General features: G+C 62.9%; 24 protein-coding genes and 1 pseudogene. 18 read left to right on the forward strand and 7 right to left on the reverse strand.

Annotated elements, in window-relative coordinates; genetic code table 11:
* The first annotated feature begins 7 nt into the window (after positions 1-7).
* Genes C440_RS16970 through C440_RS03880 form a run of 4 tightly spaced genes read left to right on the forward strand, consistent with a single transcriptional unit; the run spans position 8 to position 1,945 of the window.
* Positions 8-511 carry a hypothetical protein gene (locus C440_RS16970; protein ID WP_241431984.1) on the forward strand — a complete coding sequence of 168 codons (504 nt, stop codon included), beginning with the start codon at positions 8-10 and terminating at the stop codon, positions 509-511.
* A 45-nt stretch (positions 512-556) separates the two neighbouring features.
* The gene (locus C440_RS03870; protein WP_008318444.1) at positions 557-832 is read left to right on the forward strand and encodes a 4a-hydroxytetrahydrobiopterin dehydratase; all 276 of its coding nucleotides are present in this window, start codon (positions 557-559) and stop codon (positions 830-832) included.
* Between the two features lie 6 nt (positions 833-838).
* A complete protein-coding gene (gene lwrS, locus C440_RS03875; RefSeq protein WP_008318446.1) occupies positions 839-1,216 on the forward strand; it encodes an LWR-salt protein in 378 nt (125 codons plus the stop codon).
* A 51-nt stretch (positions 1,217-1,267) separates the two neighbouring features.
* A complete protein-coding gene (locus tag C440_RS03880) occupies positions 1,268-1,945 on the forward strand; it encodes an HAD family hydrolase (RefSeq protein WP_008318448.1) in 678 nt (225 codons plus the stop codon).
* A gap of 88 nt (positions 1,946-2,033) precedes the next feature.
* Here the strand turns inward: C440_RS03880 and C440_RS03885 are convergent, their stop codons facing one another.
* From C440_RS03885 to C440_RS03895, 3 genes are all read right to left on the reverse strand, one after another.
* A complete protein-coding gene (locus C440_RS03885; RefSeq protein ID WP_008318451.1) occupies positions 2,034-2,801 on the reverse strand; it encodes a response regulator in 768 nt (255 codons plus the stop codon).
* Positions 2,802-2,912: 111 nt separating this feature from the next.
* Complete coding sequence (locus C440_RS03890; protein ID WP_008318453.1) at positions 2,913-4,850, reverse strand: molybdopterin biosynthesis protein; 1,938 nt, start codon at positions 4,848-4,850, stop codon at positions 2,913-2,915.
* The gene (locus tag C440_RS03895; protein WP_008318454.1) at positions 4,847-6,067 is read right to left on the reverse strand and encodes a molybdopterin molybdotransferase MoeA; all 1,221 of its coding nucleotides are present in this window, start codon (positions 6,065-6,067) and stop codon (positions 4,847-4,849) included. Before C440_RS03895 ends, C440_RS03890 begins: the two co-directional genes overlap by 4 nt.
* A gap of 190 nt (positions 6,068-6,257) precedes the next feature.
* Here C440_RS03895 and C440_RS03900 point away from each other — a divergent pair, with 190 nt between their 5' ends.
* From C440_RS03900 to C440_RS03935, 8 genes are all read left to right on the forward strand, one after another.
* On the forward strand, positions 6,258-6,713 hold the full coding sequence (locus C440_RS03900; RefSeq protein WP_008318456.1) for an Hsp20/alpha crystallin family protein: 456 nt from the start codon (positions 6,258-6,260) through the stop codon (positions 6,711-6,713).
* Positions 6,714-6,721: 8 nt separating this feature from the next.
* A complete protein-coding gene (locus C440_RS03905) occupies positions 6,722-8,398 on the forward strand; it encodes an ABC1 kinase family protein (protein WP_008318457.1) in 1,677 nt (558 codons plus the stop codon).
* Positions 8,399-8,454: 56 nt separating this feature from the next.
* Positions 8,455-8,883, forward strand: a complete 429-nt coding sequence (locus C440_RS03910; protein WP_008318459.1) for a DUF5518 domain-containing protein — start codon at positions 8,455-8,457, stop codon at positions 8,881-8,883.
* 95 nt (positions 8,884-8,978) lie between these two features.
* Positions 8,979-9,353, forward strand: a complete 375-nt coding sequence (locus tag C440_RS03915; RefSeq protein WP_008318461.1) for a translation initiation factor IF-5A — start codon at positions 8,979-8,981, stop codon at positions 9,351-9,353.
* Between the two features lie 15 nt (positions 9,354-9,368).
* Positions 9,369-10,181, forward strand: a complete 813-nt coding sequence (speB, locus tag C440_RS03920; protein WP_008318463.1) for an agmatinase — start codon at positions 9,369-9,371, stop codon at positions 10,179-10,181.
* A 78-nt stretch (positions 10,182-10,259) separates the two neighbouring features.
* Complete coding sequence (locus C440_RS03925) at positions 10,260-11,021, forward strand: Nif3-like dinuclear metal center hexameric protein (protein WP_008318464.1); 762 nt, start codon at positions 10,260-10,262, stop codon at positions 11,019-11,021.
* A 320-nt stretch (positions 11,022-11,341) separates the two neighbouring features.
* Positions 11,342-12,391, forward strand: a complete 1,050-nt coding sequence (locus C440_RS03930; protein WP_193788391.1) for a deoxyhypusine synthase — start codon at positions 11,342-11,344, stop codon at positions 12,389-12,391.
* Between the two features lie 126 nt (positions 12,392-12,517).
* On the forward strand, positions 12,518-13,540 hold the full coding sequence (locus C440_RS03935; protein ID WP_008318468.1) for a hypothetical protein: 1,023 nt from the start codon (positions 12,518-12,520) through the stop codon (positions 13,538-13,540).
* Positions 13,541-13,735: 195 nt separating this feature from the next.
* Here the strand turns inward: C440_RS03935 and C440_RS18210 are convergent.
* Positions 13,736-14,029: pseudogene (locus C440_RS18210) on the reverse strand (transcriptional regulator FilR1 domain-containing protein); the annotation flags it as partial.
* A 168-nt stretch (positions 14,030-14,197) separates the two neighbouring features.
* On the opposite strand from C440_RS18210, the gene hpt reads away from it, so the two are divergent.
* The 3 genes from hpt to C440_RS03955 all read left to right on the forward strand — a co-directional run bounded on the left by hpt (position 14,198) and on the right by C440_RS03955 (position 17,489).
* Complete coding sequence (hpt, locus tag C440_RS03945; RefSeq protein WP_008318471.1) at positions 14,198-14,743, forward strand: hypoxanthine/guanine phosphoribosyltransferase; 546 nt, start codon at positions 14,198-14,200, stop codon at positions 14,741-14,743.
* A 342-nt stretch (positions 14,744-15,085) separates the two neighbouring features.
* On the forward strand, positions 15,086-16,468 hold the full coding sequence (locus C440_RS03950) for a uracil-xanthine permease family protein (protein ID WP_008318473.1): 1,383 nt from the start codon (positions 15,086-15,088) through the stop codon (positions 16,466-16,468).
* Positions 16,469-16,673: 205 nt separating this feature from the next.
* A complete protein-coding gene (locus C440_RS03955; RefSeq protein ID WP_049915275.1) occupies positions 16,674-17,489 on the forward strand; it encodes a hypothetical protein in 816 nt (271 codons plus the stop codon).
* A 52-nt stretch (positions 17,490-17,541) separates the two neighbouring features.
* Here C440_RS03955 and C440_RS03960 read toward each other — a convergent pair whose 3' ends face one another.
* Positions 17,542-19,872: a methyl-accepting chemotaxis protein gene (locus tag C440_RS03960; RefSeq protein WP_008318476.1), complete on the reverse strand. Its 2,331-nt coding sequence runs from the start codon at positions 19,870-19,872 to the stop codon at positions 17,542-17,544.
* 340 nt (positions 19,873-20,212) lie between these two features.
* On the opposite strand from C440_RS03960, the gene C440_RS03965 reads away from it, so the two are divergent.
* Positions 20,213-21,055, forward strand: a complete 843-nt coding sequence (locus C440_RS03965; RefSeq protein WP_008318477.1) for an ion transporter — start codon at positions 20,213-20,215, stop codon at positions 21,053-21,055.
* Between the two features lie 575 nt (positions 21,056-21,630).
* Complete coding sequence (locus C440_RS03975) at positions 21,631-22,350, forward strand: fumarylacetoacetate hydrolase family protein (protein ID WP_008318480.1); 720 nt, start codon at positions 21,631-21,633, stop codon at positions 22,348-22,350.
* Positions 22,351-22,381: 31 nt separating this feature from the next.
* Here C440_RS03975 and C440_RS03980 read toward each other — a convergent pair whose 3' ends face one another.
* A complete protein-coding gene (locus C440_RS03980; protein ID WP_049915329.1) occupies positions 22,382-22,600 on the reverse strand; it encodes a hypothetical protein in 219 nt (72 codons plus the stop codon).
* A 138-nt stretch (positions 22,601-22,738) separates the two neighbouring features.
* On the opposite strand from C440_RS03980, the gene C440_RS03985 reads away from it, so the two are divergent.
* Positions 22,739-23,347 carry a translation initiation factor IF-2 subunit beta gene (locus tag C440_RS03985; protein WP_008318484.1) on the forward strand — a complete coding sequence of 203 codons (609 nt, stop codon included), beginning with the start codon at positions 22,739-22,741 and terminating at the stop codon, positions 23,345-23,347.
* A gap of 132 nt (positions 23,348-23,479) precedes the next feature.
* Here C440_RS03985 and C440_RS03990 read toward each other — a convergent pair whose 3' ends face one another.
* Positions 23,480-23,710 carry a hypothetical protein gene (locus tag C440_RS03990; protein WP_008318485.1) on the reverse strand — a complete coding sequence of 77 codons (231 nt, stop codon included), beginning with the start codon at positions 23,708-23,710 and terminating at the stop codon, positions 23,480-23,482.
* Between the last annotated feature and the right edge of the window lie 24 nt (positions 23,711-23,734).

Genomic DNA, 23,734 nt, shown 5'->3' on the forward strand with positions numbered 1-23,734 from the left:
ACACCCGATGACCGCTCTAGTTCGACCTGCACGGCTATCGCCGCGTTTCGGGTCTTCGGTGCGCTTCGGTCGGCGACTCCTCGCACGAGTTCGGGAGCGTCGCGTCCGCCGTCTGGTGAACGCAACGCCACGGAGGCGTGTTCGTGACCTCGGCGATCTCGCCCGCGTGACCGTCGTCGGCCGGGTGGTCGATGTCGCGGGCGACGGACTGGCAGTCAGCGCGTGGCGGGGCGACGACCAGACGGACGGACCGGTTTCGAGACGGGAGGTTCGGCCGTTTACCGTTGACGACGGGACCGGAACAGTCAGGGTTCGCGTACCGCCGGACGGCTACGTCGTCGCCGCGGAAGACGGGAAGACCGGTTTCAGAGGACGTGACGGGAGTGTTCGGGACAGTCCCTCGGTCCGCATCGGTCGCGGCGACACGGTATCCGTCACTGGGCGTGTCGTCTCCAGACGGGGGACCGACCGGCTCGTGACCGGGCCGGGATTCGTCGCCGCCGCGTTGTGACACACCGGCAGAATCCTTATCGGTTTACCGCCCGACACATCCGCCATGGCAGACGTCCTCTCCAACGACGAGGTCGAAGCACAGTTGAACGACGAGTGGGACCGCGACGGCGACGAAATCGTCCGCGTCTACGAGTTTGACGACTATCTCGAAGGCGTGGCGTTCGCCGCCGCCGTCGGCGAAGTCGCAGAAGAAGAGTTCCACCACCCGGAGATAACGATTCGATACAAGGAAGTCGAGGTCCGCCTCACGAGCCACGAAGAAGGCGGAATCACCGAAAAAGACCTTCGCCTCGCCGACCTGTTCGACGACGAGTTGTAGTCGGCGATGGCGCTGACGTACGTGTTCCGCGTTCGCGTCCGCCTCGATACGGCGGCGAACGTCGCCGCCGACCCCGACGAGTTCGAGACGACGGTTCGCGTCACGCCGCCGGACCCCGGCGAATCGGGATGGCTGTTCTTCCGCGACGCGCTCTGGCGCGGCGAAGTGAACGACGACGTGCACGCGCGACAACTCGCGGAGTCGTGGCTGGATGTGCCGGTCGTCTCTTGTGCGTTCGCCGAGTTGCAAGCGAGCGAATCCGAACTCGACGCGTTTCGGGAAGCAATCGCCGCCAATCTCGACGCGTTCAACGCCGACTCCGTCCGCGACGTCCTCCACAAATATCTCGGGAGTGCGATTCGTGTCAAATCGGGCGACTACTAATCTGCAACGACAGAAGACATTTATTCGGTCCTGACCTACATAGTTATCCGAATGGTCGCCGATAACTACGATTTCTGGCTGTTCGACCTCGACGGAACGCTCGTTGACGCCGAGTGGTCGTACACGCGCGACGTGTTCGACCGCGTCGGCGAACGGTTGAACCGCCAGTTCACCGACCGAGAAGCAGAGACCATCTGGCACGGACTCGGCGGTGCACGCGACCCGACCCTCCGCGAGTGGGGCATCGACCCCGCCGAATTCTGGACCGCCTTCCACAGCGAAGAAGACCCGCACAAGCGTGCTGAGGTGACGTACCTCCACGATGACGCCGAACGCCTCATCGAAGAAATCCACGCCACGGGCCGCCCGGTCGGCATCGTAACGCACTGTCAACAGTTCTTGACGGACCCCGTCTTGGACCACCTCGACATACGAGATTGGTTCGACACCGTGGTCTGTTGTACGGAAGAGACGGGCTGGAAGCCCAACGCCGAACCGGTGAGGCGCGCGGTGTCCCAACTGGGACACGACGACCGCGTGCTGACCGACGGCGGCACTGCCGGCGTCCTCGCAGGCGACGGCGAAAGCGACATCGGAGCCGCGTGGAACGCCGGGCTTGACGGGATTCACGTCGAACGACACGGTCCCGACCACCGCGGGCGCTGTGTCCTCGGCGAGTACCGCGTCGAGTCGTTCGACGAACTCCCGCGAACGCACAGACTCGAATAAGCAGGCCACTCTCCGAACGCGAACACCGAGTTCGAACGGTCTCAGAGAGAACTCTCAGTACGACGAAGTTGCTGAAACAGGCGCCTAGCTATCTGTAGAGCGTCTCTTCGGGGGTCGGACGGGCGTAGATGTCACCCGCACTGGTGACCGCGAGTTGCAGGTCGCTATAGGGGAATCTGATTTCGATACCCGGTCGCTCTTCGTCTTCGATGACGGGGCGAAGCAACGCTTCGAGCGCGTCGGTGTCGATGAATTCGTACAGTGGGTTTTCGATGGCGGAGAGTCCGGCGTGCGCCTCGACGGCTTCGGCGATGACGATGCCGAGTTCCTCCTCGCCGAGCCACTGTCCGACGAGTTCCCACTCCTCGTCGAGACCGAAGGTCGCTTCCGAAGTGGCGTCTGCGTGCTCGGAGAGCGCCCGACCCACCGCCGACGACTCGCCGTCGAACGTTACGGCGGCGTCGCCAGCGCTGGTGTCGGCGTCGTCGTCGGAGAGAGAACGGACACGCTGAAGAACCGTCGAGAGGTCGCCGGGACCGGCCTTCTGGACGTACTCGGTGGCGCCCGCGGCCGAGACGACGTCGGACACTTCGGGCCACTCTTTCGCCGTGAACAGCAGGATTGGGATATCGTCGCGTTCCTTCCGAACGGCTTCGACGAGCGGCGTCCCGTTGGGAAGAATCAGCGAGTCGCTGACGACGCAGTCAACACGCTCACGTGAGAACACGTCGAGAGCCTCACTGGCCGAGCCAGCAGTGAGGAGAGAAACCGTATCGAGCTGTCGAAATGCGGCCTCCGAGAGCGCGAGCATCTCGGGGTCGTCGTCAGCGTGAAGTACTGTCAGCGGACGGTGCATACAACCTATATTGAGGCTACGTGGATAAAAACGTTCCACATATTTTATACTTCAATGAATCGTGAATATCTGAAGGAGAACGAAGGGATTTGTAAAGCGTTACGATTGCCTTCAGACCTTCTCGAAGCCTGTAAGCCCGTCAAGTACGTCGTCGATTCGGTCGAGCGCGTCGCCGAGCGACTGCACACCCCGTTTCCCAGTTCGGTCGGGATTTGCCAAGACGCGAACACGCTGGTCGCCGAGTGAGACGAAGCCCAATTCGAGCGCCGCGGCCGTCTCACGAAGCCCCAAGCCGACGGCCGCGTTGCCGGCGCGGACAGCGCGGGGGGGACTCTCGAACGCCTTCGCGCCGTTTTCGAACCCCTCGATTGCCTCGACGAGTTCGTGTCTGGTGACGTCGCGCGCCTCCGCCAGCGCGGCGAGGGCGTTTCCGAGTTCGGTCCGGAGCCCGGAGTTGGTGTCGCGGTTGACGAAGCGAAGGTCGTCGTCTACGAGGCTTTCGAGACCGGTCACGCCGTCGGGGTTGTCGGCGGGGACGACGAGTCCCCACTCGCGCGTCCACGACCCGAGTTCGACCGCTTCGTCGTCTCCGTGGTACTCGCCGGCGACGACAGCCACGTCCGGGATTCCGTTGCGCAGACGGCGCAGTCCCTCGCGCGACCCGAACGGGAGGTACCGCGGCGACGGCACGCGGTCGAGCAGTCGGGACAGAGCCGGGTCGTCCTCGCCGACGCCGAGCAGTTCCGGCGGGCGAACGTCCGGTGAGAACAGTTGCACCGTGACGGACTCGCCCTCGGCGAGGTACTCGACATCGGCGGGGATTTCGACCACGCCGTCAGCCTCGACCAGACTCGTCGTCGCGCCCGACCCCTTGTCAACGGGATAGACGAGTCGCTCGCTCGCGGTGTCGTCGGGGTTGTTCCTTGTGTCTGCGACCGAGTCACCGGTCGATGGGGCGCTTCCCGTCACGAGTCCGACCGGCATCAGTCGCGTCCGACCCTCGGCGTATCGCTCGCGGACGGCCATCGACCCCTCGACGGTCGCCATCCGCGGTTCCGGCAGGCCAGCGGCGGCGCGGATGGCCGGCGCGGCGAACGTTCGGAAAATCGTGAGCGCCGAGACCGGATAGCCGGGCAAGCCGATGTACGCGCCCCCCTCACCAAGCGTCCCGACGAGCATCGGCTTGCCGGGCTTGACGGAGACGCCGTGAAGCAGTAACTCACCACGTTCTTCGACGACGCGGTAGATGACATCGACCGCGCTTGCCGAGGTCGAACCCGACGAGAGTACGAGGTCGCACTCGTCGGCGGCCTGCCGAAGCAGGCGCTCCATCTCGTCGTAGTCGTCGCCCGCGTGGGGGTAGAGCTTGGGAACTCCGCCCGCTTCATCGACGCCCGCGGCGATGGTGTAGGAGTTCACGTCATAGATTTCGCCCGCCTCAGGTCGGAGGTCGTCACCCGGCCGAACGAGTTCGTCACCAGTCGAGACGATGCCGACGACGGGTCTCCCGCGGACGGGCACGTCGTCGATGCCGAGCGCTGAGAGCAGGCCGATTTCGCGGGGTGTGAGCCGCGTTCCGGGACCGAGCGCGCGAGCACCCGCGGCGATGTCGGTGCCGGCGGACATCACGCTGTCGCCCGGCGCGACCGAGGTGTAGGTGAGAAGCGATCCGTCTCGTTCGTCGGTTCGCTCGACGATGACGACGGCGTCAGCGCCCGGCGGCATCACCGCGCCGGTCGAAATTTCGACCGCAGTTCCGGAGGTGACTTCCACGTCCGGTTCGGACCCGGCGTGAACCTCGCCGACGAGTTCCAGTTCGACCGGGTCGGCCTCGTCGGCCCCGAACGTGTCCCGGGCGCGGACCGCATAGCCGTCCATGCTCGCGCGGTCGAAGCCGGGGACGTCCATCCCGGCGTCGATTCGCTCGGCGAGGACCCGCCCACGGGCCGCCGACAGCGGGACTGTCTCCGAATCGGGGGTCACGTCGAGCGACGCGATAGTTTCGCGGGCCTCCTCGGGGGAGGCGAGGTCGCGGAACTGTTTTCTCATGCAGACCACTCCCAGCCCTCGACAGTGACGGCTTCGCCTTCGTCGTAGCCTTCGACCGTCTCGGGAACGACGACCCACCCGTCAGAGAGTGCGACGCTGGAGAGAATGCCCGACCCCCTGGTTCGCGTGGGGGTCGCGGTGCGGTCGCCGCGCTCGCCGTCGAGTCGAACGCGGGCGAACGTCCGGACACCGGGCGAACTCGAAAGCTTCCGCGTAAGGGTTGCATCGACTGTCGGAACGGGGCGTTTCGAAAGCGACCCGACGCGTTTGAGCAACGGGCGAAGGAACTGGAAGGCGGTGACGAGGCAGGCGACTGGATAGCCGGGGAGCACGACGACAGGCGTGTCTTCGACGACGCCGACCGCGACGGGGTGGCCCGGTTCGAGCGCGACGCCGTGAACCAACACGTCGCCGAGGTCGGCCACCACGTCGGGAACGAGGTCACGCTCGCCGACCGAAGAGCCGCCGGTGGTGACGACCACGTCGGCGTCGAGGTCGGACTCGATGGCCTCACGAAGCAACACGGCGTCGTCGGCGACGGCGCTCCGAGCGGCGGCCGCACCGCCCCACCGCTCGACCAGCCGCGAGACAGACAGGCTGTTCGTCTCGATTACCTGCCCGGGTTCAGGGTCGGAGTCCACCAGTTCCCCACCGGTCGGGACGACGGCGACGTGCGGGCGCTCGAACACCGTGATAGATTCCAGCCCGAGCGACCGGAGCAGTCCGAGGTCTGACGGCCGGAGTTCGTGTCCCGCGTCGAACAGCGTGTCGCCCTCGCGTACGTCTTCGCCGCGTTCACCGACGTTCTCACCCGCCGCGAGCGAGGAGAACACTTCGAGGTCGTCGCCGACGCGCTCTGTCGTTTCGACCATCACGACGGCGTCGGCACCGTCCGGAAGTTCGCTTCCCGTGTGGACGCGGGTTGCCGTTCCCGGACCGACTGCGTCGTTTGTAACCCGGAGAACGGCCGGCGACCGACCGCTCGCACCGAACGTATCGCTCGCGCGGACCGCATAGCCGTCAACCGCGGCGCGGTCGTAGCCGGGCACGTCAACGGGTGCGACGACGGGTTCAGCGAGCGCCCGCCCGTCGGCCTCGCTGAGCGGGCGACGTTCGGTCCGTCCGTGTGGTGAGACCGCCGCGAGAACCGTCTCGCGGGCGTCGGCCAAACGAGTCCGTGCTTTGAACCCGGCCGCGCGTCGGTCGTCGTGAGTCATACCGTCACTTCGGCGGGACGGACAAAAAGCGTCGGTCACTGCGGCGAGTTCGACGGCCGCGTCGGCACACCTGTCAGGTCCCGCCGTCACGACCGAGCAGGCGATGTGGCGGCCGAATTTACCGCATTTAGCGCTCTCGCGCCCGCGCGGGACCGCCGGGTTTTTCGACCCCGCCTCCTTATGGGCAGTCATGTCAACACTGCGCGACGCGCTGTCCGAACTCCCGGACGCGGTGTTCGCCGACCTGTTGGAATCCGAGACGTCGTACCTCCTGGTCATCGACCTCCCCGGAGTGACCGGCGAGACGGCCGACCTCCGGGTCGAGAAGGGCCGATTGGTCGTCGAAGCGCGACGCGACAAGCAACTCCCGCCGGAGTTCGACTACGTCCGCGAGGAACGTCCGCTGTTTCTCGATGCCGAACTTCCGTTACCGCCGGACGCGGTGGCCGACGAGGCCGAGGCGTCGATGGAGCGTGGGACCCTCGAAATCCGCCTTCCCAAGCGCGAGGCCGCCCCGGAGCGGACGATACCCATACTCACCGACGACGCTTCCGAGAGGACCGAAACAGCCGGCCAGCACGAATCCGGCGGCGTTGACGACGAACCCTCGTCGGACCGTCAGCATAACTCTGGCGACGACGCCTGACGAGGCGGGTGGTCACGCTGGTCAATCTCCGCGCCTACTGGCGGTTCCTCGTCGTCCTGTACCAGTTCTTCCCGCTCATCGTCGCGTACACCCGTGACAAGCGGAAGTATCTCCTCTTCGGTGGCACGCGTCGCGTCTCTTCGGAGATGCGCGTCGAACGCGCCGAAGTGCTCCTCGAGTCACTACTGACGCTCGGGCCGACGTTTATCAAACTCGGGCAGTTGCTTTCGACACGCCCCGACATCCTCCCGCCGCAGTACATCGAGGTGCTCGGAAGCCTTCAAGACGACGTGCCTCCCGCGCCGTGGTCCGAATCGAAAGTCGTGCTCGAAGACGAACTCGGCCCGGTCGAAGAGGCGTTCGACTCGTTCGACACCGACCCGATAAGCGGCGCGAGTCTCGGACAAGTGTACGTCGCCGAGTACGAAGGCGAGAAAGTCGCCGTCAAGGTCCGACGCCCGGGTATCGAGGAACTCGTCGAAGCCGACCTCCGGGTGATTCGGTGGTCGCTTCCGCTCCTCATGCGATTTATCGGGCAGGGCAGAGCGTTCTCGCTCGAAAACCTCGCCGACGAGTTCGCCAAGACCATCCGCGAAGAGATGGATTACGCTGAAGAAGCCGAGACGCTTCAACAGATTCAGGAGAACTTCGAAGGCGACGACACGCTCGTCATTCCCGAACCCATCGACGAGCGCTCGGACGACCGCGTCCTCACGATGGAGTACCTTCCGGGAACGAAAATAAACAACGTCGCCGCGCTGGACGAACTCGGCATCGACCGAACCGAGTTGGCGACGAACCTCCAGCGCATCTACCTCCAGATGATCGTCGAAGACGGCGTCTTCCACGCCGACCCGCACCCGGGGAACCTCTCTGTCACAGACGAGGGGCGAATCATCTTCTACGACTTCGGGATGCACGGCGAAGTTGACCCGTTTATCCAAGACAAAATCGTGGAGTTCTACATCGCCGTCGCCAATCAGGACGTTGACGGTATCCTCGACACGCTCATCGAGATGGGGACGCTCAGCCCCAACGTTGACCGACAGGTGATGGGCGACGTGATGGAACTCGCCATCGCCGACGCCCGTGGCGACGATATCGAGCAGTACCGCGTCAACCAAATCCTCGAACAGGTCGAATCGACCATCTACGAGTTCCCGCTTCGACTCCCACGGAACCTCGCACTCGTCCTTCGCGTCGCGGGCGTGGTCGAGGGTGTCTGTGTCACGCTCGACCCGGATTTCGACTTCATCTCGGTGGCGACCGACTATCTGACCGAGGAAGGCTACCGCGAAGAGAGCATCCAGAAGATTATCGAAAGCTTCGGCCAGCAGGGTCAACAGACCGCCCAATCGCTGGTTCGCGTGCCGCCGAAACTGGAGCGCGTCCTCGACCGGGCCGACCGCGACAACCTGACCGTCAACGTCCGCCTCGAAGACAACAAAGGCGTCCTCGACCGACTGGCAAAACGGCTCATATACGGCATCTTCCTGTCGTTCGGGTTCGTTTCGACGGTCATCATCTACGCGCTGAACCCGGAGAACCTCGTCGCAGTCGGTGTCGCAGGCGTGCCGACGGCGCTCGTCACCGTCCTCCTGTGGTGGTCGTTCCGAAGGCAAAAAGGCATCCGCGCAACACCTCAATTCACCAGACAGAACCTCCGACAACAGCGCGAAGAGTAATCAAACGTGAGAATCAGGCACATAAGTTTATTCTCGTTCGTGAAGTAACCCGGGGTATGACGGAGTGGCGGCCGGTGACCGTTGGGGTGTGCCTTGCCGCGTGTACCGAAGCGCTCGTCTACGGAATGACCGGACAGTTCACGCTCGTCGGTGGCGTCACGGGGAGCGCGCTCACCGGCTACGTCGTCGGGACCGACCCTGCCGACGGTGGCTGGCACGGACTGATGGCTGGCGTCGTCTGGGGCTGTTTGCTCATGCCTATCTCGATTCTCCTGACGTTCCTCAATCAAACGCCGATTCTCTTTCCGTTCCAGTACCTCATTCCGATGTTCGAGACGCCGGGAGAACTCACGACGGCCATCATGTTGGCGCTTGCACTGCCTAACGTCGCATCCGGCATGGTTGGGAGTCTCGCTCGCCGCGACGCCACCGGCACGTGGTTCGACCCGTCGATGGCGGAAGTCGAAGCAGTCGAAGACGCGTAAGCGTCGCGTTCGCGGGTCTACGACGCCCACGAGAAGGCTTCGCGTGCGAAGACGGTTCCAAACCGTTTATACCCTCCATCCGATAACGAGTGGACATGGCGAAAGAGCAGAAGCAGGTGCGAGAGCTCCAAGAAGGAAGCTACGTCATGATGGAAGAAAAGCCGTGCAAAATCTACGGGTACAGTACCGCAAAGCCCGGCAAGCACGGTAGCGCGAAGGCACGCGTCGAAGCCCGCGGCGTCTTCGACAGCAAGAAGCGCTCGCTCTCCCAGCCTGTTGACGCGAAGGTGTGGGTTCCGATTATCGAGCGAAAGCAGGGGCAGGTCGTCTCCGTCACCGGTGAGGACGCCCAGATCATGGACCTCGAAACCTACCAGACGTTCACGATGCGTATCCCTGAGGAAGAAGACCTCAACCCCGAAGACGAGATCGAGTACCTCGAATACGAAGGCCAGCGAAAGATCGTCTAAACGGGGGCCACAGAGATGTTTCCCGGAGCCACAGCGGACCGCGAGGTCGCTGACTACGTTATCGTTGGCGCTCCGCTCGACATCTCGACGTCATTCCAACCCGGAACCCGTTTCGGACCGAATCGCATCCGTCGGTTCGCCGAGTCGTTCGACGATTACGACCGGCGCACCGACCAGTTTTTCACCGAGTTGTGCGTCCACGACGCGGGTGACATCCGCGCGTGGGACGACGCACCTGACTACATCGACTGGCTCTCCGGGAGCGTCCGCGATGCCGTGTGGGACGACGCGGTCCCGCTCGTCATCGGCGGCGAACACACCGTCACCGCCGCTGGCGTCACCGGCGTCGAACCGGACGTGTTCGTCTGTCTCGACGCCCACCTCGACCTCCGGCGCGAGTACGACGGCAACGAGTGGAGTCACGCAACCATCACGCGTCGCGTCCTCGACGAACTCGACGTTGACGAAGCGGTCATCCTCGGCGCTCGAACCGGGTCGCCAGACGAATGGGAACGCGCCGACGCGGCCGACGTGACGCTCGTCGAACCCGAGGCAGTCGCCGACTGGGAACCGGAGTTCGACGACGAGTCGGTCTATCTGAGCGTCGATATCGACGCCGCGGACCCGGCGTTCGCACCCGGAACCGGGACCAAAGAGCCGTTCGGTCTCACCTCGCGTGAGATGCGCGACGTGGTTCGGGCGGTCGCCTCTCACGCAGACGGGTTCGATGTCGTCGAAGTCAACGACCGCGACGACGGGCAATCGGCGTCGTTGGCGGCGAAACTACTCAGAGAGTTCGTCTTTTCGCACGCCGACGCGGCCGACTGAGTCCGCACCTGCACTCGGTCGGTCGTCGGGTCGGCCGCGTCCCGTTTCTTACAAGTTGCCGAATCACGACTGGCCAGTATGCACCTCTCCGATATCGTCTCCGAGTTCGACGAGACGCTCGCAACCGCCGACTTCGCCGACGTGGACGCCAGCGCGAACGGGTTGCAGGTCGGTCCCGACGATAAATCCGTCGAGACGGTCGCGTTCGCCGTCGATGCCGCGGACGCGACTATCGACGCCGCCATCGACGCCGATGCCGATCTACTCGTCACGCATCACGGACTCGTCTGGGGCGGTCTCGACCGCCTGACCGGGCGGAACTTCTCCCGCGTCGAACCGCTGATTCGCAACGACCTCTCGCTCTACGTCTCGCACCTCCCGCTCGACGGGCACCAAACGGTCGGCAACGCGGCGGGTGTCGCCGACCGCCTCGGTCTCGTGGACCGCGCGCCGTTCGGGGAAATCGGTCCGATTCACATCGGGCAGGCCGGGACCTTCGAGTCGCCGAAGACGACCGACGAAGTGCGAGCCACGCTCGATTCCTTCGACGGCAACGAGGGGACGAACGTACTGGACTTCGGTCCCGACGAACTCTCGGAGGTCGCCATCGTCACCGGTTCGGGTGTAGATTGGCTCGACGAAGCCATCGACCGCGGCGTCGATGCGCTCGTCACCGGTGAAGGAAAACAAAAGGTGTACCACGAAGCGCGTGAAGCCGGCATTTCGGTCTTCCTCGCCGGACACTACGCGACCGAGACGTTCGGCGTTCGGAGCCTCCAAGAACTCGCAGACGAGATGGGACTGGACACCGAGTACATCAGCCACCCGACCGGGCTATAGCGCACCGCCAACGACGAACCTCGCAGTGAAACCGGACTCCGGCTCACGATTGGCGCGTTTGCAAGCCGCAACGAATGCAAACAAGCGCCGGGCGCACTGCGAGCGGCGGAACGGCGAAAGAGACCCCGGAAATACAGCCACACACCGCCGAACGACAGAGCACCAGCGTACACCCTCACCAGACCGGGGCGTTCAAACACTCGGCCGTCGCACACCATCCCATGAGCGACCACGAGGAGACCGCGGGTGGCCACAAGGAGACTGCGGACGACCACGAGGTGGCAGAAAGCGACCACGAAGCAGACGAGGGCGGCTACGAGATGCCGCACCGAGAGGAGTTTCAACACGACCCGTTGGGCCACGCCGAGGTGCACGGCGGCATGACCGTCGGCGAACTCGTCGAACAGTACGGCCACGCGGGAATCGGCGCGGCCGACGTTCACGAAGCGGCCGACATCTACGCCGAGATGCTGGCCGACGAGGACTGCACTGTCTTCATGTCGCTCGCCGGTGCGATGGTCCCGGCCGGAATGCGCAAAGTCGTCTCCGACCTCATCCGCGACGGCTACGTTGACGCGCTCGTGACGACGGGTGCGAACCTGACCCACGATGCTATCGAGGCAATCGGCGGCAAGCACCACCACGGTCAGGCACATCCGGACCCGTCCAGCTCTCACTCGAACGGCTCGCGGGAACACGCCGCCGGGCACCACGACGAAAAGACGAACCGAGAGCACGACGAGACCCTTCGGGACGAAGAGGTCGACCGCATCTACAACGTCTACCTCCCACAGGAGTACTTCGCGCTGTTCGAGTCACACCTTCGAGACGAGGTCTTCCCGCCACTCGAAGAAGAGGGACTCGTCAGCATCGAACGACTCTGCCGCGAACTCGGCCGCGCCAACAGCGAGGTCAACGAGCGTGAGGGAATCGAAGAGGACGCCGGCGTCGCCGCCGCGGCCTACGAATCCGACGTACCCATCTACTGCCCGGCAGTACAAGACTCCGTGCTCGGCCTGCAGGCGTGGATGTACTCCCAGACCTCGTCGTTCTCGCTTGACGCCCTCTCGGACATGACGCCGCTTACGGACCTCGCGTACGACGCCGACAAAGCCGGCTGTCTCCTCGTCGGCGGTGGCGTCCCGAAGAACTTCACGCTCCAGACGATGCTCGTCACGCCCGGCGCGTACGACTACGGCGTACAGATTACGATGGACCCCGCGGCGACCGGCGGGCTCTCCGGTGCGACCCTCGACGAGGCTCGTTCGTGGGGGAAACTGGAGAAAGACGCCCGAAACACGACGGTCCTCGGCGATGCGACGATTATGCTCCCGCTTTTGGTCGCCGCCGCACGCGAGCGACTCGACTGAGCCGTTTTCGAAGTCGATACCGATAGATTCAGAATGTTACCTGTTTCGGCCCAAAAGAAGCACGCTTTCTCAGTGGCGAGAACCGAACGCCAACAGCTAACAGTTTCGACCCCCATCGTCGGGTGCATGAGTGAACCGCCGCTCGGGTCGGTTATCGGCGACTGCTCCGATGTCGAACTCGCGGCCATCTTGGAGCGAATCTGGACGGCGCGAGGCTACGAGACGCGAGTCAGGCTTCACGGCCCGGACGTCGAGGTCGAAGCCAAAGGCGAGACGCCAGGCGGCGCGTATCGGACGGTCCGCATCTGGATTACGTCAACCAGAACTATCACCGCAGACATGACGAGCGCGTTCGTCAGGCACTGCACGCGCGCCGGTACCGAGCCGTACGTAGCCACGGTCGGCCGTGGCCGACTCGGAGACGACGCACACCAACCGAAGCTGGTCGCACTCACCGCCTCGGCCGTCGCCGTCGAAGTCCGCGAAACCGGCGTCGAATCCTTCGTTCGAGAGCTTGCGAACGAAGACGACGAGCAGGTCGTGATGAACAGGCTCGTCGAGCGCGTCACCGACGAAGACGACAGAACCCTTCTCGGGAAGCGCAACGAGAATGGCCGAGCCGACGACGGTGGTATCTCTCGCCGCGCGGCGCTCGCAGGCATCGGCACGCTCGCTACTGGCGGGGCAGTGGCGTACGTCGCTATCGACCGGGGGCTGGTCTCCCTGCCGACGGTCGAGTGGTCGATGCCGACGCCGCAACCGCTCTCCGACGACACAGCGTTGCCAAACAAGACGACGACACCGAGGACACCCGCAAACGCGACGACGATTCCCTACGACGACCTCAAGGCAGAACCCACAACGTACACCGGAACAGCCGTCACGTACACCGGCCGCGTCGAACAGACGATAGAACGGGCTGAGACGCGGTTTGCGACTATCGCCGTCGAAGATTCGACGGGTCGGCTTCGCGGCGACGTCGTCGCCCGCTGGCCCGCGGGGACGTTCTTCGACAGCGAGACCGGCTTTCGACTGCTCGACACCGAGCGCGTCAGAATTTGGGGTGTCGTCTCGGGCGAAGGGTCGCTCGCCAACTCTGACGCGCGACAGTACCCGCAAATCGATGTCTCGGTGTTGGAAACGGCGTGACTAACTCAGTAGAGACCGATGGTGATTACTCGGTTGCGGGCCGATACCGGGATGGCCGATGACGACGGCACCGTTCCGAACCGAACTAGGCACTCGGTGATGCGGAGCCCTATGAGTGCCGAGGCCATTCATACCGACCCCAGACGATACTAAAAGCCCGAACTGACGTTCTGCTTCGAGCGGTCCGTACGCACCGAGGAGCGTCGAATCCGCCCGGACCGACGCATACACACGTTCGGCCCACTCGCGGGCGATAGGCGGCCCGGTATCGACAAACACCTCCATCATGCCCGTCGATTCGTCGTAGCCGCCGATTCCAACACGGTCGTCGAAGAGCGCAAGTCCGTACGGGAGGTCGTCGCGGGTCCGAAGCGTCAGGTGGCCGCTTTCGACCGCTTCAGTTGCTTTCTCCGGATAGGTATCGAACAGCGTCTCGGCGATGTGCGGCAGGTAGATAATCTCGGTTTCGGTGCCCTCGAAGACGTGCTTCGAGAGTGTTGATGCTTCAAGCGAGGTGATGTGTCGGAAACGTGACGGCGTGCGTTGGGTGGGAATCGCGTTCGGTGACGCTGGTGACGAAGCCGACGTGACCGATGCGACCGACGCGCCGCTTTCACAGAGCGAATCACTTTTCCGCCGATTGGTAAAACGGACGCTATGCAACAGCTCAAACAGTCCCTGCACGACGCGCCCATCATCGACAAAGACGGCTACCACTACCTCGTTCACCCGATTAGCAACGGCGTGCCGATGCTCGACCCCGAACTGCTTCGAGAGGTTGTCGTCGGCATCGCTCGCGCGGCCGACCTCGACGTGGACAAAATCGTCGCTCCGGAGGCGATGGGCATCCACATCGCCACGGCGCTCTCCTTACAGACGGATATCCCGCTCGTCGTCATCCGCAAGCGCGAATACGGTCTGGACGGAGAAGTCGCGCTCCATCAAACAACCGGCTACTCCGAATCTGAGATGTACATCAACGATATCGAAGCGGGCGACCGCGTGCTCGTCGTCGATGACCTCCTTTCGACCGGCGGCACACTCGCGGCCATCTGCGACGCACTCGACGACATCGGTGCGGATATCTCCGATATCGTCGTCGCCATCCGAAAGGTCGGCGAGACCGCCCTCGACGACACCGACTACGAGGCAACGAGTCTCATCGACATCAGCGTCGAGGACTTCGAAGTGACGATTCACTGATTGACCTGCGAACACGGTGGTCAGTTCGTCAGCTCAGCAACGTACTGACTCACCGGCTCAGTAACTCACCGACTCGATATCCGTCAGTCCATCGTTCGTCGTTCGTCGGCCTGCTCGGGTTCGTTCTATTTCACTTGGGTTCGCTCTGTCTCTGTCCGCACACGCACCCAGTTGTGACAGCTATACTACCGTTATCTGCCGAGCCGGGTCGCACGCCGGGGTTCTGAGGGTGTGGAAGCGACAAAATATGCATGAATTTGAATATAGTTACCAGTAAGAACACCAAAAATACGCTCGAACGCGAAACTATTATTTACAACACCCCGCTGGTGGGGAGTATAGATGTCAGCCGACGAGAGCGGGGAAATCGACCTCGAATACGAACTCGACGACCGGCCGCCGTGGCTGGAGTCGATTCTTTTGGGGATACAGCACGTTTCGGTGATGATTGTGCCGGCGACCGCGGTCGCGTTCATCGTCGCGGGTGAAGTCGGTCTCGATGCGGCGAACACGGCCTACATCGTCCAGATGGTGCTCCTGTTTTCGGGGCTGGCGACCGTCGTACAGTCCTACACTGTCGGACCGGTCGGGTCTCGACTCCCCATCGTGATGGGAACGAGTTTCACCTTCGTCGGCGCGGCGGCGACGATTGGCGACACCTACGGTTTGAGCGCGGTTTTCGGCGCGGTGCTCGTCACCGGATTCGTCGTCGAGGGACTCATCGGCTGGCAGTTCAAACGCATCAAATCCTTCTTCCCGCCGCTCGTGACCGGATTAGTCGTCGCCATCATCGGTCTCTATCTCGTCCCCGTCGGGATGGATTACTCGGCTGGCGGAGTCGGTGCGGCCGACTACGGTGCGGTCTACAACATCGGTCTCGCGGCGCTCGTCCTCGGCGTCGCAATCGCGCTCAACCTCTTTACGACGGGCGTCACGCGCCTCCTGAGCACGCTCGCCGGCATCGCGGTCGGCTACGTCGCCGCCATCCCGCTCGGCGTCGTCGATTGGGGACCGGTCGCCACCGCCGCGTGGTTCGCAATCCCACACCCCGGCGCGTTCGGCCTGTCGTTCGAACCGGTTCCTATCGTCACGTTTGCCTTCCTCTTTTTGGTGTCCGCGATGGAGACCGTCGGCGACATGTCGGGCATCACGGCCGCGGAGGGACGCAACCCGACCGACGAGGAGTTCCGCGGTGGCTTGTTGACGGACGGACTGCTGAGTTCGCTCGCATCGGTCTTCGGTGCGTTCCCCGTCACGTCGTTCTCGCAGAACGTGGGTATCGTCAACTTCACGGGCGTCATGAGCCGCCACGTGGTCGGCATCGCCGGGGTTATCCTCGCAATCTTGGGTCTCAGCCCCAAAGTCGGCGCGGCTGTCACGACGATTCCGAGCGCCGTCTTCGGCGGGGCTGTCGTCCTGATGGCCGGGATGGTCGCCGCGAGCGGCGTACGCCTCATTTTCGTCCATACGACGCTCGACCGCCGGAACATGGTCGTCGCCGCGGCCTCCCTCGGTCTCGGTCTCGGCGTCGCCACGACACCCGAAGCGCTGAACGGGCTTCCGACGGCGGCTCAGACGTTCTTCGGCCAGCCGGTCATCATCACTGCACTCACGGCGCTCGTGCTCAACACGTTTGCGCCGGGCGAACAGAGTCCGCTTTTCGACCCCACCAACGAAGGAACGCTCGCCGACTCGACCGAGCAAGCCGCCGTTTCCGACGACTGACGACCGATACCAACACGGTGAGAACGCCGTCGGGGGCGAATTCTCAGAAGGCGGTGATTCTACCGTCTTATGGAAATCTTCACGATATACCAGACAGTTACTGTTGTATCGTTCACCCCATTTTAGCGCCACCTGTCAATCCATCGAACGAGAAGCTAGTTGACCAATGAATTAATTTCTATCCGTGACATTGTGTCTACCCTAGATGAGCGAACAGCGGGTCAAATTCAACGGAGATACGAGGGTCTTGTATCGAAAGGCGGTGCGAACGCCACTGCCGGACGAAGACGCCGAGCGGGTGTTCCACGAGAATATGATGAACGTCGCGGACTCCCAAGAGCGGAAAGCGGAGATGCTCGCGGACCCCGATATTCCTCTGCTCGAAGCCTACGAGAAACAACACGAACGCATCGCCGAGAGCTACAGGCGCCGCTGCCGCCACATCGCGGGTGAAGAGTACGAGCGAATCGCACTGGAGTACAGTCGCGGCGAGCGAAACGACCGACTCGGTGCACTGACTGCGTACTATTTCGAGGGACTATGGCGGATGGAACAGCGCATCAGCGTCACCGACATGCTGTTTTTCCCCATCATTCTCCGCTACCCCGATAGCTTCACCGTCAACATTCGCTTTACGAGCGGTTTTGCCACGAACGGGTCGGTACTGTACGAATCGCCGGAGCACGCGCCCGAATCCCTCGAAGGCGAGTACGCTGACCGGTACTACAATGACAGCCTCTACTCGCAAAAGGAGGCGGCAGAACAGATTAGGGCCACCTCACAGATTATCCGCGAGGAGTTTCTCAGCCCGGACGAGGCCTCGTTCGAAGAGCGCAAGTACGGTGGCATCGTCACCGGCGGCGGCAAGAAAGGGTCCGTGTTCTCCTCGATGCTCAAGCGCGTCGAACCCGACCCCGACCGGTTTTCGGAACCGGCGACCGAACCGATGCTCGTCGAAGAAGGAAACGAAGCAAAGCGCACCGAACACGAACTCCTTCCGGACGACGCAATCGTCCTGTAGGCACCGACGCCGACGACGCCGAACTGCGAGCGACGTCTAACCGCGCCTGTATCTACGACTTTGTGCCGACCCGTTCTGCGAGCGGCGTGTCTCTCTTTTCGGTCGCGGCACGTGACTCGCGTTCACTACTACGTGTGCTGTCACCCTCGGCCGCCACGTCGAATCGGTCGAGTGCGACTTGCAAGTCGCTGGCGCGGTCGGCGAGTCTCTCGACGCGGTCGGACACCTCGGCGAGAGCGTCAGTCTGTGCTTCCGTCGCGGTCACGGCGTCGCGCGCGCCGACGCTGGTTCGGTCGCTAATCTCCGATACGTCTTCGACCATCGAGACGACTTCGGTCGTGGCTCCGGCTTGCTGTTCTGTAGCCCGGCGAATCTCCTGTATCCCATCGGCGGTGTCTTCGACGTCGTCAACGATGGTGTCGATGGCGGCCATCGCTTCCTCGATGGTTTCGGAGCCTTCGCCGACCCGTGTCCGCGTCTGTCGGATGTCAGCGGCGGTCGCTTCGGTCCGGTCTCGGACCCGTTCGATGGACGCGCTGATCTGTCCGGTCGCGTCCTGTGTCTCCTCGGCGAGTTGCTGTACCTCGTCGGCGACGACGGCGAAGCCATCGCCGAACTCGCCGGCATGCGCGGCCTCGATGGAGGCGTTGAGCGCGAGGATGTGCGTTTGCGAGGCGATTTCGTCGATGAAGTCCACGACGGACTCGATATCGGCGATAGCGGATTCGAGTTCGCGGACCTGCTCGACCGTGTTCTTGGTCGCCACCTCGATGGCTCGAAGCTCCGAAATCGCGTTTTCGGCCGCATCACGGCCGCGCTCGCCGCGATTCGTGGCCGCCTCCGCGTTGGCCGCGACGTCCGACGCGGAGGCGTTTACCTGCTGAATCGCCGCCGAGAAGTCGCTCATTCGCTCGGTCACGTCGTCGAGGTGTTCGTCCTGTTCGACGACGTCGTCGAGGATGTCGGTCATCGATTCTGAGACCGCGTGGCTGGCCTCGTTCGCGTCGCCGACGCTGGCGCTCGTCGCGTCGCTCGATTCGGCCACTGCCTCGCTGAAGGTCTGTGCGTCGGCGATGACCGTCGCAAGTTCGTCCATCGTTCGGTTGTACGTGCGGGCGATGTCGGCCATCGCATCACTCTCCGAATCGGGGTTCATCCGGCAGGTGAGGTCGCCGTCGGCACACCGCTCCATGACGGCTCGGTACTCCTCGGCTTGCGCTTCGAGGTGGTCGTTGAGGGCTTCTGCGGTTTCGAGACTCTCTTTCAGCGATTCGCGCATCTCGTCGAACGAGGCGTAGAGCGTCCCGAACTCGTCGATTCGGTCGGTTTCGAGGTCAACACCGAGGTCGCCGTCAGCCATCTCGGTCGCGCGGTCGGTCAACTCGCCGAGAGTTCGAGTCGTTCGGCGACCGAGCACGGCGGCGACGACGCCGAGCGAACCGAGCGCGGCGAGAATCGTCACGAGTAACCCGCCGCCGACACTGTCGCGGACGCTGTAGGCGGTCGCAGTGGGAACCGCAGTGGAGAGCGTCCAATCGACGCCTTCGACGGGAGTGTACGCGACGACTCGTTCATCCGTCTGGTCGAAAGCGGTTCCGTTCGTGAGCGCGTTCGTGTCGTGACCGGGGACGCTCTCGTTCGCCGACGTCGAGATGATTGCCGTGCCATCGGTTCCGTAGAGCGTCGTCTGACTGCCGGCCATCGTCTGTTCCGTCTCGGTGATGCGCGCCGGGAGACTGACGGTCACGAGCACGACCGATTCGGCGTTCTCCGGGGGCTTGCTCGCCAGCACGAACGACGGTTCGTCGGTGACCGGTGACTGGAATGTCTCTGAAGAGACGTACACCTGATTCGGTTCGGGGTTGACGTGCTGTTCGATGTCGCTCCACGGGAGACCGGCCTCCGCGGCAGTCTCTCCTTCGAGCGAACTCGCGGTGCTTTGGTCGATTTCGCCGGTTGCGAGGCTGACGTAGTGAATCGCCGTCAGGTCTTCCTGTCCGAGTTCCGCGCTTCGCTGAAAGAGATAACTGCTCGCGGCCTGCGAGTTTCCGAGTTGAAACTGCCACGCCGACGAGGTCGAACGCGTCTCCATGCGCTTGCTGTCGATCCACGACTCGATACCGTCGGCTTGGAGCGCCGCGGTCGAGGTGAGCTGTTGTTCGACCTGGCTGTCGAGCGACGAGTGGACCGAAGTGTACGTGACAGCCCCGATACCGGCCATCAAGAGCATCGCAACGAGCGTCGCGGCGAAGAATTTCCGGGCGTACGTTCGTCGAAGCGACTGCGGGACCGCCGAACCCGCGCGCTGTGAGATTCGGTCGGTAAGTCCGCGTAACGACACGTCAAAAATCGAATCTCGAAAGCGCGACCAGCGTTCTCCCATCACCACCGCGTTTCTTTTCACTTGTGATAAATTCAAATGATATATAGATATTTGAGAAGACTGTTCTCACGGATATTCTATATCGAATCGAAATCGGGGTCGAATTGGTTGAGAACCGAGATATACACTATTTCGTCCATAGACAGACTGATACGAGAGAATAAAAGACGAGACAGATGGGGAAATCCTGGGTAACGTGTCTACAAAGGTGCGCTCTCGAAGGGGTATTTTGGACGGGTTCACCGTCTGATAGTACATCCATATATAGTCTCAAGACAGAGAATATCAAAAAAGCGCCCCCGCCGTAACGATATAAGTAGTTCACGGGCAAACGCGGCGTATGGGAAGTCACGCGTCCGACCCGCACGGTGGAACCACGCGGGACGTGGTTCGATTCTATCTTCTCGACCACCAGACGGTCGTCGGAAAGGTGCTCGATATCGCGCTCCTCGTGCTCAATCTCGTGTTCGTGGGCGTGTACGTCGCCGAAACGTATCCTGTTTCTGCGGCACTCCAGTCGCTTCTCTGGACGGTTGAAGCCAGTGTCTCGGTCGTGTTCCTCGCTGAGTATCTGCTTCGCGTGTACGGAGCGCGGAGCCGCAGAGACGAGATACTCGATTTCTACTCGGTCGTGGACGTGCTCGCAATCGTCCCGACACTCGCAGTGTTTGTCTTTCCCGCCTCGGCGACCCTGACAAACATCGGGTTTTTGCGCGCGATTCGCGTGGTTCGCGTGCTTCGGTTCTACCGGTTTACGCGGGACGAAGAGTTCTTTTTCGGGACCGTCTCGGTCGGGACGCTCCGCGTGATGAAGTTGTTCTTGACGGTGTTGACCATCTTCTTCGTCACCGCGGGGGTGTTCTACTCGTTCGAACACGACGTGAACTCCGCTATCGACACGTTCGGTGACGCGTTTTACTTCGTCGTGGTCGCGCTCTCGACGGTCGGTTTCGGCGATATCGTCCCTGTCACACAACCCGGCCGCTGGGTCACAGTCACGGCGATTTTAGCGAGCATTATCCTCATCCCGTGGCAAGCGAGTAAAATCGTCAAAGAGTGGGGTCACAGAGACAAGGTGAACGTCGTCTGTGAGAACTGCGGATTCGCGTACCACGACCGCGACGCGTCCCACTGCAAGTCCTGCGGCCACGTCATCTACCAAGAGTACGATTCCCGTGAGTGAGCGCCGAACGGGCGGGGATTAGACAGCCAATCAGTTAGTCATGAACATTTATTATAGATAGAGCTGAACTGCCGAGTACACGTGTCGGTCGCACGCATCCATCGCTGACTACGCCGCAGTAGTCACCCGCGAAAACAGCCTTCGACCGACCACTATCCACCCGTGAGCACGAATCCACGCCCGACGTACGAACCGCAACGCCGCTCGACACGACAACAGACAGCGCCATCGAACGAATCCGGAGAAGCAAGCAACGCCACCGCAGTCGCCGAAGTGGTAAAAGCCGCCGAGGCATCGGAGACCATCGGGACCCCAGAGTCTGAGACCACCGGTTCGTGGGTCGCGCGGTGTCAACGCCAGTTTGACACGTCTGGTACCGAACGGATACATAACCTCGTAGACCGAGAGAATCAGGCAATACCGCAGATGGAACGGGACGCAACGGGGTCGGACTGACTCAGAGAGACTGCGTTCCCGAACTCGGCCCGTCCGCTTGGAGCGTACGCTTCCTCCCAGTCGTGTTGTGTCCACAGAGACACGTCGCTTGAAGTGGGTGGCAAACCCACACATCGTCGATGAGAGTCGCACGGATTCGAACCGACGACGGAGTAGTATCCGGGTCGTACGACGATGGTATCGTCACGGTTGGCATCGAACAGTACGAAGTCGGCGACGACGCCGAGTTGCTCGCGCCCTGCGGGCCGTCCGCGCTCTACTGTGTCGGGCGGAACTACGCGGCGACACTCGACCAGATGGACTACGACGTTCCCGACCGGCCGGACTGGTTCATCAAGCCGCCCGTCTCGGTGCTCGACCCCGGCGCGCCGATCGAATATCCCGACTGGACCGACGAGTTGACCTACGCCGGCGAGTTGGCGGCCGTCATCGACCGCGAATGTTCGGACGTGGCCGAGACCGACGTGCCGGACGTCGTCCGTGGCTACACGATTTTGAACGACCTCGACGCCCTCGACCAACCGGGTCGAACTGCGCGAAAGGCGTTCGACGGCTCTGGGCCGCTCGGACCGTGGATAGAAACCGACATCGACCCGACCGACCTCGACATGACGACGCACGTCGGCGGCGAGTTACGACAGGAGGCGAACACCGGACAGATGCTCTTTTCGCCCGCCGAGGTCGTCTCGTTCCTCTCCGAGCGCTACACCTTCCAGCCCGGCGACGTCGTTTCGTTTGGGAGTCCGGCGAACCCCGGAGTGGTCGAACCGGGCGACGAAGTAGCAGTCTGGTACGAAGGTATCGGGACGCTCACGAACCGGGTCGTCTCGGAACGGTAAGTGCGGGCTAACAAACCACCGGTCAGCCGACTCAGTTCAGCGTGTCAACTTCGTCCGCGAGGTCACTCGGTTCATCCACCGGCCCGTTGACGAACAGACCGTGGCTCATCACGACGGCCGCGAGGAAGCTGAATCCGACGACCGACGTCGTCGGGGCTACCGCGGTGAACTGTCCGACGAGGACGCCGGCGACGAGGCTTCCGAAGATACCGACGAGCACGAGATCGTAGTACTGCCACGTATAGCCCATACGTGCCGTTACGTGGCCAGCGACGAAGTGCTGGCGTTCCGTTCCGACGACTCGACTCACGAAACAAACGTGTCGAGGTCGCGGGCGCGGGAAGAACGGTCACGGAACGGCTATACGTCGTCAGACACTCGAACGCCTATGGAGTATCAGACTGCGCTCGACCGAGCGCTCGACGTCCTTCCGGAACGAAATGTGGAACAAGAACGCCTGACGATTCCCGACCCCGCGGGCGAGACCGACGGCGCGTTCACGCGCCTCACCAATCTCGGTGAAATCGCGGACGCGCTCTCGCGGACCCCCACACACCTTCACAGTGCCATCCAGCGGACGCTCGGGACGAGCGGCCAACTGGAAGACGACCGCGCGCGCTACAGCGGGTCGTTTTCCATCAACGACTTCGAAGAGGCAATCGACGGCTACGTCGAAGAGTACGTCATCTGTTCGGAGTGTGGCCTGCCGGACACGCGTCTCGTGACCGAAGACGGCGTTGACATGCTTCGCTGTGAGGCCTGTGGTGCCTTCCGCCCGGTCCAAAAGCGCTCCAGCGTGAGCAACAAGCGCCAGCGCGAAGCCGTCGAAGAAGGCCGCACCTACGAGGTCGAAATCACCGGGACCGGCCGCAAAGGCGACGGCGTCGCACAACGTGGCAAGTACACTATCTTCGTCCCCGGTGCGCAGGAAGGACAGACCGTCCGTGTCTACATCAAGAACACGAGCGGCTCGCTCGCGTTCGCACGTCTCGCCTAAGACGGACGTCTCTCAATCTACTTTCGTGGCTGTCGTGACCGGCTACGCGGCTTCGACGTGGCCGAGAACCGAAGCACAGTCTCATATTCTCACTCTCGTCGTCGCCCGAGTGACGACCAGACACCAGCGGTCCTACTCGTCGCTCTCGCCGGCGTCGCCACTGTCGCCGCGGCACAGTCCGCGGAGACCGACGAGCGCGAGACCGAGGAATACGGCACCCTCGACTCGCGCCGCGGTCGTGACCCACGGCTTTACCGTCATCTCCTCGCCGTCTTCGTAGGCGAGGCGCGTCAGCACGGCGATAAGCCGCTCGGGAAACAGCAGTTCGACGAGACCGAACAGAGCGAACAGTGCTCGAATCATACGCGTCGATAGGGCCGCACGGGG

The sequence above is a fragment of the Haloferax mucosum ATCC BAA-1512 genome (assembly GCF_000337815.1).
GTDB classification, from domain to species: domain Archaea; phylum Halobacteriota; class Halobacteria; order Halobacteriales; family Haloferacaceae; genus Haloferax; species Haloferax mucosum.